This is a genomic window from Curtobacterium sp. VKM Ac-2922 (assembly GCF_022815645.1).
Classification (GTDB): domain Bacteria; phylum Actinomycetota; class Actinomycetes; order Actinomycetales; family Microbacteriaceae; genus Curtobacterium.
In genome coordinates this window covers 59,280-71,473 of record NZ_JALGRO010000003.1, presented here as the reverse complement: position 1 = coordinate 71,473, position 12,194 = coordinate 59,280, and the positions used below count along the sequence as shown (strand labels likewise).

At 72.4% G+C, this 12,194-nt stretch carries 10 protein-coding genes; 5 read left to right on the top strand and 5 right to left on the bottom strand.

Going from position 1 to position 12,194, the window contains the following annotated elements; genetic code table 11:
• Positions 1-15: 15 nt before the first annotated feature.
• Complete coding sequence (locus MT346_RS04100; protein ID WP_243561550.1) at positions 16-492, bottom strand: GtrA family protein; 477 nt, start codon at positions 490-492, stop codon at positions 16-18.
• 124 nt (positions 493-616) lie between these two features.
• Here MT346_RS04100 and MT346_RS04095 point away from each other — a divergent pair, with 124 nt between their 5' ends.
• Together MT346_RS04095 and MT346_RS04090 are read left to right on the top strand one after the other, a co-directional pair.
• A complete protein-coding gene (locus MT346_RS04095; RefSeq protein ID WP_243561549.1) occupies positions 617-1,660 on the top strand; it encodes a glycosyltransferase family 2 protein in 1,044 nt (347 codons plus the stop codon).
• On the top strand, positions 1,657-2,391 hold the full coding sequence (locus MT346_RS04090; RefSeq protein ID WP_243561548.1) for a polyprenol monophosphomannose synthase: 735 nt from the start codon (positions 1,657-1,659) through the stop codon (positions 2,389-2,391). The genes MT346_RS04095 and MT346_RS04090 overlap by 4 nt, the downstream gene beginning before the upstream one ends.
• A gap of 12 nt (positions 2,392-2,403) precedes the next feature.
• Here MT346_RS04090 and MT346_RS04085 read toward each other — a convergent pair whose 3' ends face one another.
• From MT346_RS04085 to MT346_RS04075, 3 genes are all read right to left on the bottom strand, one after another.
• Complete coding sequence (locus tag MT346_RS04085) at positions 2,404-4,272, bottom strand: hypothetical protein (protein WP_243561547.1); 1,869 nt, start codon at positions 4,270-4,272, stop codon at positions 2,404-2,406.
• Positions 4,269-5,576 carry a hypothetical protein gene (locus MT346_RS04080; RefSeq protein ID WP_243561545.1) on the bottom strand — a complete coding sequence of 436 codons (1,308 nt, stop codon included), beginning with the start codon at positions 5,574-5,576 and terminating at the stop codon, positions 4,269-4,271. The genes MT346_RS04085 and MT346_RS04080 overlap by 4 nt, the downstream gene beginning before the upstream one ends.
• 112 nt (positions 5,577-5,688) lie before the next feature.
• Positions 5,689-7,002 (bottom strand): exopolysaccharide production protein, encoded by a 1,314-nt coding sequence (locus tag MT346_RS04075; protein WP_243561544.1) that lies wholly within the window; start codon positions 7,000-7,002, stop codon positions 5,689-5,691.
• 199 nt (positions 7,003-7,201) lie between these two features.
• On the opposite strand from MT346_RS04075, the gene MT346_RS04070 reads away from it, so the two are divergent.
• The gene (locus tag MT346_RS04070; RefSeq protein ID WP_243561542.1) at positions 7,202-8,539 is read left to right on the top strand and encodes a hypothetical protein; all 1,338 of its coding nucleotides are present in this window, start codon (positions 7,202-7,204) and stop codon (positions 8,537-8,539) included.
• Positions 8,540-8,548: 9 nt separating this feature from the next.
• Here MT346_RS04070 and MT346_RS18320 read toward each other — a convergent pair whose 3' ends face one another.
• Complete coding sequence (locus tag MT346_RS18320; RefSeq protein ID WP_243561539.1) at positions 8,549-9,928, bottom strand: O-antigen ligase; 1,380 nt, start codon at positions 9,926-9,928, stop codon at positions 8,549-8,551.
• Between the two features lie 44 nt (positions 9,929-9,972).
• On the opposite strand from MT346_RS18320, the gene manA reads away from it, so the two are divergent.
• Positions 9,973-11,184, top strand: a complete 1,212-nt coding sequence (manA, locus tag MT346_RS04060; protein WP_243561537.1) for a mannose-6-phosphate isomerase, class I — start codon at positions 9,973-9,975, stop codon at positions 11,182-11,184.
• Between the two features lie 46 nt (positions 11,185-11,230).
• Positions 11,231-12,193: a UDP-glucose 4-epimerase GalE gene (galE, locus tag MT346_RS04055; protein ID WP_243561535.1), complete on the top strand. Its 963-nt coding sequence runs from the start codon at positions 11,231-11,233 to the stop codon at positions 12,191-12,193.
• Position 12,194: the final 1 nt, after the last annotated feature.

Sequence of the window (12,194 nt, the reverse complement as noted above, 5' to 3'; positions counted from 1 at the left end):
CTCTCCTGCCCGGGGTCAGACGATCTCGGCGACCGCCTCGGCAGCGCCTTCCTTGTCGTCCTTGAAGACGAACTTGCCGTAGGCGAAGTAGCGGAACACGGTCGCGACGCCCTGCCCGATCAGCGTGCCCGAGACGTTGTCGGCCAGCGGTGAGTCCAGGTGCAGCACGTAGCGGGAGAACCCGAGGCAGCCGAGTTGCAGCAGGATCGCGACGACGTTGAGCAGGGCGAACACCAGGAAGCTCCTGAGGGTCTGCGCGTCCGCTCGGTCCCGGTAGGTCCAGAGCCGGCTGCCGAAGTAGGTGACCACGCTGGCGACGGCGATCGCGATGATCTTGCCCACCAGGGGCAGCGCGAAGAGCGGGCCGTGTCCGCCCCAGAACACCAGGGCGTTGTACACGACCGCGTCGACGACGAAGCCGATCCCACCGACGACGAGGAACGAGCCCCCGCGCTTCAGGTGCCCGAGGAACCACTCCGATGCGTTCGACACGCTGTCCTTCCCGTCCCGGGTGGCGAGCGCCGTCGACCCGGGGAACTGTTAATCTCTCGCAGGGGTTTCGTGACCGCAGGCCCCGCCGCTCGACGGATCCGCGACCACTGAAGGACCCTATCCCGTGACTCCCGACGACCTCGTCATCGCCGCGATCGTTCCCTGCCACAACGAGGCACCGGCGATCCACAAGGTCGTGACCGACCTCAAGGCCGCCGTGCCGGGCATCCACGTGTACGTCTACGACAACAACAGCTCCGACGGCACGGACGAGGAAGCCCGTCGCGCCGGGGCCGAGGTCCGGTACGAGCACACCAAGGGCAAGGGCAACGTCATCCGCCGCGCGTTCGGCGACATCGACGCCGACGTCTACCTGATGATCGACGGCGACGACACCTACGACGCGTCCGCGGCACCCGAGATGATCAGGACCCTGCTCGAGGGCCCCTACGACCACATCCTCGGCGTGCGGCAGGACGACCCGAACGCCACCGCCTACCGGCCCGGTCACGAAGCCGGCAACCGGATGTTCAACCGTGTGGTCGGCAAGCTGTTCGGCACCCCCGTCTCCGACATGCTCAGCGGCTACCGCGTGATGTCGCGCCGCTTCGTGAAGTCGTTCCCCGCCCTGTCGCGCGAGTTCGAGACCGAGACCGAGCTCACCGTGCACGTGATGAACCTGCGCGTCCCGCACACCGAGGTCCCGGTGGGCTTCAAGGACCGCGCCGAGGGCACCGAGTCCAAGCTCAACACCTACAGCGACGGCTTCAAGATCCTCTCGCTGATCGCGCACCTGATCCGCTTCGAGCGCCCGGTGCTGTTCCACGGTCTCATCGGTGCCGTGTTCGCCGTCGTCGCGATCGTCCTCGCGATCCCGCTGTTCATCGAGTTCGGCCGCACCGGGCTCGTGCCCCGGTTCCCGACGGCGTTCCTGGCCGCGTCGCTCATGGTCATCGCCTTCCTGACGTGGACCCTCGGCTTTATCCTCGAGGGCGTCACCCGGTTGCGTCGCGAGACCAGCCGACTGAACTACCTGACCTACTCGGCACCCGGTGGCACGGTCCGACGGCTGCTGACGGAGCACTCCGCACCCGAGGGCGACACCCCGTCCGAGGTCGCGCGGCAGACGATGGGTCGTGAGCGACCAGACGACAGCACGGCCCGATGACGGTGCCGTCCGCCCTGGTCATCGTCCCGACGTACGACGAGGCCGAGAACATCACGGACGCCCTGGCCCTCGTGCTCGCCGCGGTCCCCGATGCGCACGTGCTGGTCGTCGACGACGCCAGCCCCGACGGCACCGGCGACGTGGTGCAGGCCATCGCCGCGTCCGACGACCGCGTGCACCTGCTGCGCCGGACGGGCAAGCTCGGGCTCGGCACGGCCTACGTCGCGGGCTTCCGCTGGGGTCTGGAACGCGGCTACGAGCTGCTCGTCGAGATGGACGCGGACGGCTCGCACCCGGCCGATCGGCTGCCCGCGCTCGTCGACGCGGTCCGCTCGCAGCCCGACGTGCAGCTCGCGATCGGGTCGCGCTGGGTCCCCGGGGGATCGGTCGTCGACTGGCCCTGGTACCGCCAGGCCCTGAGCCGTGGCGGCAACGCCTACGCCCGGTGGATGCTGCGGATCGACGTGCGGGACATCACCGCCGGGTTCCGGGTCTACCGGGCACAGGTCATCGCCCGGATGGCCCTCGACACCATCGACTCCAAGGGGTACTGCTTCCAGGTCGACATGACGCTGCGGGTGCACGACCTGGGCGGCCGCATCGTCGAGGTCCCGATCCGGTTCCGCGACCGCCTGCACGGGGTCTCCAAGATGAGTCAGGCCATCGTGGCCGAGGCCATGCTGCGCGTGACGCAGTGGGGCCTGCAGCGACGGTTCACCCGCCGCGGCTGACCCCACCGGTCCTCACACGCAGCTGACGTCGCGCAGGACGCCGGCTGACTGGTACTGGGTCATCTCGACGCGGCCACCGGCCTTGAACGGCGTGGACGAGCACGCAGCCTGCGCTGCGGCCAGCGTGCCGGTGCCGATCGGACGCCAGGTCGGCAGGCTGTACAGCGAGCTGGACTGCGGCACGGAGCCGAACAGCTGCGTCCACTCGGCAGGCGACGAGTACAGCCCCACGCTGCCGCCGACGCTGGTGAAGTACGCGGTCATCCCCTCGAGGCTCGCGCGGTTGAGCGCGGTGCTGCTCTGCCACGTGCCGTCCGTCTCGGCGTCCAGCCACCAGCGGTGGGCGCCCGGGTCGGCGACGCCACGGACCGTCCCGTCCTCGTACGCGCGCGTGTAGCCGTACATGAAGGTGCACGCGAGGTCGTAGGCGCCCGTGCACACACCGTACGGGTTCTGGCTGCCGGTGAGCGTCGGGCCGTTCGGGACGGTGTTGCTGCGGGGCCACACCGAGGCCTTGTTGCCCGGGTTCGCGGTGTTGACGTACAGCTGCAGCTGCGCCTGCCCGGCACCGCCGGTGGTCTGCTCGGCCCAGGCGCGCTGCTCGGCGAAGCAGGGGTTCGTGGTGTTCGCGATGCCGTCGTTCACGCCCACGATCCCGAAGGCCGCGTCGGCGGGCCACGAGGAGGGGGCGTCGCACTGCGGCCACGACACGTCGGCGCCGGTCCCGGCGCCGGTGGAGCCGTCCATGAAGTACCCGGAGACGTCCAGGTCGAGGGTGGCCGAGCCCGCGGAGACCTTCGCCTGCACCCGGCGGTCCGCCGTGCTGCCGGTGACGCCGGTCATCGTGAGGTTCGAGATGGCCTGGCCGGCGCGGAACACCTGCGTCGCGACCTGGGCGTCGGTGCCCGCCGGGGTGATGCGGAGGTACCCGCCCGAGGTCGTCTTCTCGGTCTCGGCGTTGGCCACGACCGCGGTGGCCGTGCCGGGCACGCCCGCGGTGCCGGTGAGGCGGATGCTGCGTGGCGTCGTCGTCACCGGACCGGCGTACGCGCGGGTGGTGTCGATCGGGACGAACACCGAGCCCGTGTCCGAGTCGCTGTAGTAGCCCGTCACGTCCATCGACACGACCGCGGTGCCGGCCGACACCTTCACCTGTGCCGCACCGCCCACGAGCTTCACGATGACGAGGTTCGAGACGGCTGCGCCGGCGGTGTACACCTGGGCGGCCACGGCAGGGTCCTGACCGGCCGGGGTGACACGGACGTAGCCGTTGGCCGTGGTGGCCTCGACCTGCGTGTTCACGGCCACGGCGGTGGCGTCGTCGGGGATGCCACCGGCACCGGCGAGCGGGACCGCGACCGGACTCGTGCCGACCTGCTGCCGGAACACACGGGACGCGGCGACGGGCGTGTAGGTCGCCCCGTCTCCGTCGACGTAGTACCCGGAGACGTCGAGGAACACGGTGGCGGAGCCCGCGGAGAGCTTCAGCTGGACGCCGCCGGGAGCGAGCTTGACCGTCGCCAGGTTCGAGATGCTCTGCCCGGCGCCGAACTCCTGCGTCGCGACCTGGGCGTCGGTCCCCGCGGCGGTCACGCGGACGTACCCGGCTGCGGTCGGGTTCGCGACCTCGACGTTCACCACGACGGCCGTCGCGTTCGCCGGCACGCCACCGGTCCCGGCGACGGGGACGACCCGGGGCGTCGTGCCGACGGTGCCGGCGAAGACCCGGGACGTGTCGAGCGGGACGTACCGGCCGGTCGACGGTGCCGCCGCGTGCGCCGGTGCCGGTGGGCCCGCCAGGACGGCCAGGGCGACGAGCACGACCGCGACGACGGCGGTGACGAGCGGGCGGACGGCGGAGCTGTGGAGCAGACGCGTCATGGCGTTCCTTCGGTCACGACCGTCCCCCTGACGGCCACCGGCAGTGTATTGGGGCCCGGTGGCCGTGTCACGACCGTCGACCTGAGGAAGAACACCACGAACACCACGAGCAACGCCGCCCGACCCCAGATGCCCACCGTCATCGCCTGGTACGCCCAGGTGTCCGTGCCGGCGCCGATCGCCTGGTAGTAGGTGTTCCGGAAGAACCCCACGACGGCGCAGACGTCGGCGACCAGGTACGCCCCGATCCACCACCCGGAGATCCGCACGACGACGAGGAACGGCAGCAGCCACAGGACGTACTGCGGCGAGGCGACCTTGTTGCAGACCATGTAGACGGCCAGCAGCGCGGCGGCGGACTGCACCCACGGTGCGCTGCCACGGCGCCGGGCGAGCACGACCGTGACCACGAGCACGGCGATGATGCCGAGGGCCGTCGCCAGGGTCGACATGGTGCCCATCGCCTGCTGGGCCGGTCCGTCCAGGTCGGCGGACCAGGGGAGCAGACCGTAGTACCAGACCGACATCGTCGACGCGCCGATCGGTCGGGACGCCTGGAACTCGAACACCGACAGCCAGCCGGGGGCGTTGACCAGGACGAAGGGCACGTTCGCGGCGAGCACGACCCCGACCCCGGAGCCCAGGGCGGCGACGGTCCGCCGGACGCGGACGCGGAGCACGGCGTCCTGGTCGAGCAGCGCGGCGATCGCCAGCGGTGCCAGGAACATCAGCGGGTAGAGCTTGAACGCGCCCCCGAGCCCGAAGGCCAACCCGGCGACGGCGTACCGCGTGGTGGTCGACCACGACGACGGCGGGCGCAGCATCACGACCAGCCCGGCGACCGTGCAGACGACGGCCAGCAGGTCCCAGTTGTACGCGGCGTACAGCGCGAGCGGGGGTGTGGCCGCCCAGATCCAGGCGCGACGACCGGCGACGCGCACCAGCAGCAGGGTCACGACGACCGCGAGGACGCCGGCGACCGCGCCCGTCACCAGCAGGAAGCCGTGCGCCGAGCCGACGGGCAGCGCGGTCAACCAGACCCAGACGCCCGTCAGCGTCGGGTACTCGACGGTGCCGTTGCCGAGCTGGGACCCGGTGACGTAGGGGAACACGTGCCCGACGAGCTGCCGTGAGTTCCACAGCGCGGCCACGTCCGACCAGCAGCCGTACCGTGACACGAAGGCACCACGTGGCACGTCCGGTGGCCCCGGGACCGTGCACGGCAGCTTCAGCAGCACGTTCAGGACCGTGGCGACGGCGGCGACCACGCACATGGCGAGACGTTCGGGCAGGCGGGGGTGCACCCGAACACGGTAGCCGTTCACGGCCCGGACCGGTCCGCGACGGACGGGAGGTCCGTGGCGGTCGGGTCCCGGGCCTCCTGTCCGGTACGGGGACCGGCCCGCACCCGACGGGTCAGGTCGGGTGCTCGGTGCGCGGCAGGTGCCGCCGCCAGGAGCGGCGGCGCGCCGCGACGACGATGACGGTGGCGAAGAGCATCAGGCCGGCGCCGTGCAGCAGGTAGCTCTCGGCGGTGCTCGTCACCCCGAGCAGGACCAGGATCGCCGCGGGCCAGACGTACGCCACGCCGGGGAAGGTGGTGGCGGTGACCCAGGCGCGTGCGAAGGCCAGCAGCGCGGTGGCGAGCAGGATGAGCATGCCGGCCAGGCCGATCTGCAGCCAGGCGTCGACGAAGGCGTTCAGGCCCGAGGTGAAGCGCACCCCGTCGGGACCGATGAACGTGGAGTACGGCACGACGGCCTCGTGCGGCCAGGTGCCGACCCAGCCCCAGCCCTGGATGGGGTACTGCGTGCTGAGCAGCCGGATCTGTGCCCACAGGTCGAGGCGGATGGCGCTGCCGCCGGCGGCACCGATCTCGGCCAGGATCCGGTGCCGCGCGAGCACCCCGACGATCCCCATCCCCACGACCACGGCCCCGAGCACCGTGTTGACGACCGGTCGGGTACGGGGCTGCGCGTGCCGGAGCGACCACAGTGCCAGGGCGGTGACGGCCAGCGCGATCATCGCCAGGCCCGTGATGGGGGACTGCACCAGCATCAGGGTGATCACGGCCAGTGCCGTCGAGGTCACGGCGCGCCACATCGTCACCGAGCGCGTGAGGAACTCGACCACGAACGTCACCAGGGCGACCGCGGCGACGAACCCCATGACGTTGCGGGTGCCCCCGATGCCCTGGATCGGGCCGCCGTACGCGATGTCGCCGCGGATGCCGAACGCGGGGAGGGGGACGTCCAGCACCAGCCCGGACAGGACCTCGAGGCCGAGGGCGACGACGAGCAGGATGCGGAACGCGTCGCCGGCGGCGCGGATGACCTGCACCAGGTCGCGGCCGAGCGCCAGGTAGAGCCCGAGGCCGATGAAGCACACGGTGGCCACGAACCCGCGGAGCGCCACCCACGAGTACTCGCTCCACAGGACGCTCAGCGCGCAGTAGCCGACGAAGGCGAGCAGGGACAGTGGGAGCACGCCGTGCCACTCGATGCGGTAGCGCTGGCCGAGCAGGCTGAGCCCGGCCAGGACGACGAGCGTGACCAGGATCGCCCACGTGCCCGCGGTGCCGACCAATGCGTGCACCGTCGGCTGCCCGAAGGCGAACAGCAGCACCACGGTGGCGAGGGCCTGACTGAACCGCCCGCCCGCCGAGAACCCGATCCACGCGGACAGGTACCGGCGCGCGAGCGCGCGCCTGGTCACCCGGTGGTCCGTCACCGCTCCATCCTCTCGCACCCCTCTGGGTGTCGCCGCCGCTGACGCGGTGCGTCGGGCTCGTGCCGAGTCGGCATCGCGGTGCGTCGGGCTCGTGCCGAGTCGGCATCGCGGTGCGTCGGGCTCGTGCCGAGTCGGCATCGCGGTGCGTCGATATCGCGGGACGCGATATCTCGGGTAGCGTCGGCGGGCGATGGAGCGCGTGCCGAGGACCCTGTCGACGGCGATCGCCGCGCTGGTGGTCGCGGTGTGCGCCGCCGGTGTGGCCTGGTACCGACTCGGGCCCCTCACCCGTGCGACGGTCTGGGCCGAGGACGGGGGCCCCTTCTTCCGGGACCGGGTGGCGTACGGCGCCGGCGAGTCGCTGTTCCACCCGTACGCCGGGTACCTGCACCTGCTCCCGCGGCTGGTCGTCGACGTCGGGTTCGCCCGTCCGATCGAGCAGTACGCGGTGACGGTCGCCGCCACCTGTTGCGTGGTCGTCGGGATCGTCGCCGGGTCGGTGTTCGTCCTGGCCCGTGACCTCGTGCCCGCGTGGCCACTCCGGCTGGTGCTGGCCGCCGTCCCCGTGCTCGTGCCGGTCGTGCCGTACGAGATCAGCGGGAACGCGGCCAACCTGCACTGGTTCATGCTCGTGCTCGTCCCGTGGCTCGTCAGCGCACGGGTGCGCACGTGGTGGTCGTCGGCCGTCGTCGCGCTGCTGGCGGCCGCCGCGGTGCTCACGGAACCGCAGACGCTGCTGTTCCTGCCGCTGCTCGCCGTCGCGTGGTGGCGGCCGACAACCGCGGAACGCCTGCGGGCACTCCCGGTGACGATCGTGGTCGTCGCTGCCGGCACCCTGCAGGTCGTCACCGCGCTCACCACGTACCGGCCGTCGCACCCGGGTGACCCGACCGTCCGCGACGTCGTGCGCGGCTACCTGCTGCAGCCCGTCGCTGGCGCCTGGACCCGCGGGGTCGGCTCGGTCGCCGACGCGGTGGGCAGACACGGCTGGGTCGTCCTGGCGGTCCCCGTGGCCGTGGTGGCCGTCCTGGTCGTCGCAGCCCTGGTGGTCGGCACCTGGCGTGCCCGGATCCAGGTCGTCGCACTCGCGGGCGGGTCGGTCGCCGTCTGGACCGCGGGGCTCGTCGCCAACGTCACGGCGAACGGCGGGTGGGGTGAGCGGGCCGTCGCCGAGTTCGTCGGCGCCGAGCCGTCCCGCTACGGGGCCGCGTCGGCGGTGCTGCTCACGTCCGCGGTCGTGCTCGCGGCGGCGGTCCTCGCCGACGCACGGACCTGGTCCCTGCGACGGCCGGCTTCGCGACGGGGGGTCGTCGCCGGGCTGGCCGGCGGCACCGCGGCCTGGGTCGCGATCGCCGTGGTGGTCGCCGCGGCGGTCACGAACGTCGCGCCGGGCGTCACCCAGCGCAGTGACGGTCCGGCCTGGGCCCCACAGGTGCAGGCGGGGGTGACCGCCTGCCGGGCGGACCCGTCCGGATCCGTCGAGGTCCGGACGGCACCGTGGAGCACGGCCGTCCCCTGCGCCCTCGTGCTGCGCTGACGGGACGCGTCAGCGGGTGCCGGCCCAGCGGAACTCCCGCTTCGCCGGCGGTGTGCGCGGGCCGTCACCGATCGACACCGGCTCTTCGCCGACCAGCACGATGCGGGACTTGATCGCGATGAGCGCGAAGAGGATCCAGTTGCCCTGGTACAGCAGCCGTGACTCGGCGACGGACTGCACGAGCAGGGCGACCACGACGAGCAGGGGCAGCAGGGACACCGGGTCGAACGAGCGGGGTCGGAGTGCGGCGTCGTACCCGATCCGCGTCGCGCACGCCCACGACCGGGCGAGCGTGGTGGCGACGTAGACGACGAACAGCGCGAGCCCGACGACACCGGTCTGCATCCAGACGTCCAGGTACGCGTCGTGCGCCTGCAGGTAGGTCACGCCCTTGCGGTGGGCCAGGTCGGCGAGCGTCGGGATCGACGGCCACCAGTACCCGATCCAGCCCCAGCCGATGACCGAGTGCTGGTCGATCAGGCCCTGCACGTGCCCCCAGATCTCGCCGCGGCCGGTCAGGTCCGAGCTCTTGCCGAGCAGTCCGAGCAGCACGCCGCGCGCTGCGACGCCGACGCCGGCCACCACGACGACGACCCCGGCGAGCGCGAGGTACCGGGGTGTCCGGCGGTCCGTCGGCGTGCGACGGATCCACACGGCCACCAGGAACACGACCCCGACGACCAGGGCGGCGACCACCACCGTGGACGAACGCGTCAGCAGGAACACGACCGCGGCGACGACGAGCCAGCCGATCGCCCGGGCGCGACGCATCCGGCCCTCGGCGAGCTGGACCGCCACCGCGATCGCGGCGAGCAGCGCCACCATCGCGAGCAGGTTGGCGTTGCCGGGCAGACCCTGGATGCGCCCGCCGGTGAACAGCTCGGCGCGCGAGAAGTAGAAGGCGTCCGGCACCGTCCGGTCGCCGTAGTCGGTCCAGATCGGGGCGATCGGGTGCCGGACGACCACGGCGACGACGGCCTCGAAGAGCAGGGACAGCAGCAGCACCCACCGCATCGCCAGGCTCACCGCGTCGAGGATGCGGCGCCACGTCAGGGTCGAGGCGATCACGAAGGCGACCAGCGCGCAGAGCACCTGCGCCACCATGCTGGCGAGCGTCGCGGCGTGCCAGTGCGACCACGCCACCGTGACCAGGCACCACGCCAGGAAGATCCACAGCGCGCGCGGTGTCCGGGCGACGGTCGGCTTCGCGCGCACCGTCAGCACCACGCCCCAGGCGCCCATGGCCGCCCACACGAGTGCGGCTCCGTACCAGGTCAGCGCGTTCGGCACGGCGTCGCCGGCGAACACCGTGAACAGCACGGCGGCGCCGAAGGCGAAGGCCTCGCGCTCGGACACGGCTCCGCGGGCCAGCGGCCAGGTGTTCGTCACGGGGTCCAGGCTAACGCCGCGCGAGCGGCCGATACGCTCGGGGCATGTTCCTCGGCATCACCAACACCCCGCGCGACTACGCCTGGGGGTCCGTCACGGCCCTCCCGGAGCTGCTCGGACGGACCGTCACCGGCGCCCCGCAGGCCGAACTCTGGCTCGGCGCCCACCCGGGCAGCCCGAGCGTCGTCGTGAACCCGGCGATGGTCGGTGGTGCCGACACCGTCCTCGACTGGATCGCCGACGAGCCGCAGACGGCGCTCGGCGCGGACCGCACGGGCCTGCCGTTCCTGCTCAAGGTCCTGGCCGCCGCGGCACCGCTGTCGCTGCAGGCGCACCCGACACCCGAGCAGGCGCGCGAGGGCTTCGACCGCGAACAGGCGGCGGGCGTCCCGATCGACGACCCGGCGCGCAACTACAAGGACCCGTTCCCGAAGCCCGAGCTCGTGGTGGCCCTGAGCGACCGGTTCGAGGCCCTGAGCGGCTTCCGACCGGTCGCCGAGACCCTGGCCGACGTCCGGGCGCTCGACGCCGGCAGCGGGCGGCTCGGCCCACTGGTGGCGCACCTGCAGCAGGGCCTCGAGGACACGGTCCGCTGGCTCGAGACGGCCGACCCGTCGGCGCAGGCGGTCGTCGACGCCGCCAGCCACCTGGCCCAGGACGTGCCGGACCCGAGCCCGAACACCGCCACGGTGGCGTCGCTCGCTGCGTCGTACCCCGGTGACCCCGGCATCGTGGTCTCGCTGCTGATGCACCGCGTCACCCTGACCCGCGGCCAGGCGATGTACCTGCCGGCAGGCAACATCCACGCGTACCTCGACGGACTCGGCATCGAGCTGATGGCGCCGTCGGACAACGTGTTGCGCGGCGGTCTCACCCCCAAGCACGTCGACGTGCCGGAGCTGTTGCGCGTGCTCGACTTCACCGCGTACCCGGCGCCGCTGCTCGAACCCGAGCAGCTCGCCGTCGGCGTCGACCGCTTCGCCCCGGCCGGCGTCGGGTTCGCCCTGGTCCGGGTGACCGGGGACGGTGCGCCCGTCGGGTTGAGCACCGGCGGCGTCGCCCCGCTGTCCGGTCCCTCGATCGCCGTCTGCACCGAGGGGGTCGTGACGCTGGTGGGCGCGACGTCGGCGACCCTGCTGCGCCAGGGGGAGTCCTGCTTCATCACGCCGGACGAGGGCGACGTCACGGTCGAGGCCGACTCGGCGGCCGGGCTCACCTCGACGGTCTTCATCGCGACCGGCACGCCGACCGACTGACGCACGGACGCCGACCGCGTCGTCCGGGTCCGCTACCGTGACCAGCATGAGTTGGCTGGTCACCGGCGGTGCCGGGTACATCGGGTCCCACGTCGTCCGCGCCCTCGGCGCCGCCGGCATCGACACCGTCGCGTTCGACGACCTCTCGAGCGGGTTCCGCGGCTTCGTGCCCCGGGACGTCCCGTTCGTCGAGGGCACGATCCTCGACGGCGCGCTGCTGGCCGACACGATGCGCCAGCACGCGGTGACCGGCGTCGTGCACGTCGCGGGCTTCAAGTACGCCGGCGTCTCGGTGGAGCGCCCGCTGCACACCTACGAGCAGAACGTCACGGGCATGGCGACGCTGCTGCGCGCGATGGCCGAGGTCGGCGTCGACAAGGTCGTCTTCTCGTCGAGTGCCGCGGTCTACGGCACGCCCGACGTCGAGAACGTCGTCGAGTCCACGCCCAAGGCCCCGGAGTCGCCGTACGGCGAGTCCAAGCTCATCGGCGAGTGGCTGCTGCGCGACATGGAGGTCGCCCGGGGCTTCACCACGACGTCGTTGCGCTACTTCAACGTCGTCGGCTCGGGGGAGCCCGACCTGTACGACGCCAGCCCGCACAACCTGTTCCCGCTCGTGTTCGACGCGCTGCTGGCCGGTCGCACGCCCCGCATCAACGGCACGGACTACCCGACGCCCGACGGCACGTGCGTGCGGGACTACGTGCACGTGGCCGACCTGGCGCACTCGCACGCCGTCGCGGCCGCGAAGCTCGAGGCGGGTGCGCCCCTCGACCGCGCCTACAACCTCGGCAGCGGGGACGGCGTGAGCGTCCGCCAGATCATGGACGCCATGGCGCGGGGCACCGGCATCGCCTTCGAGCCCGAGGTCGCGCCGCGACGCGCCGGGGACCCCGCCCGCATCGTCGCCACGGGCGAGGCAGCGGCGCGCGACCTGGACTGGGCGATGCGGCACACGCTCGACCAGATGGTCACGAGTGCCTGGGAAGCCCGCCGACGCGTGGCCTGAG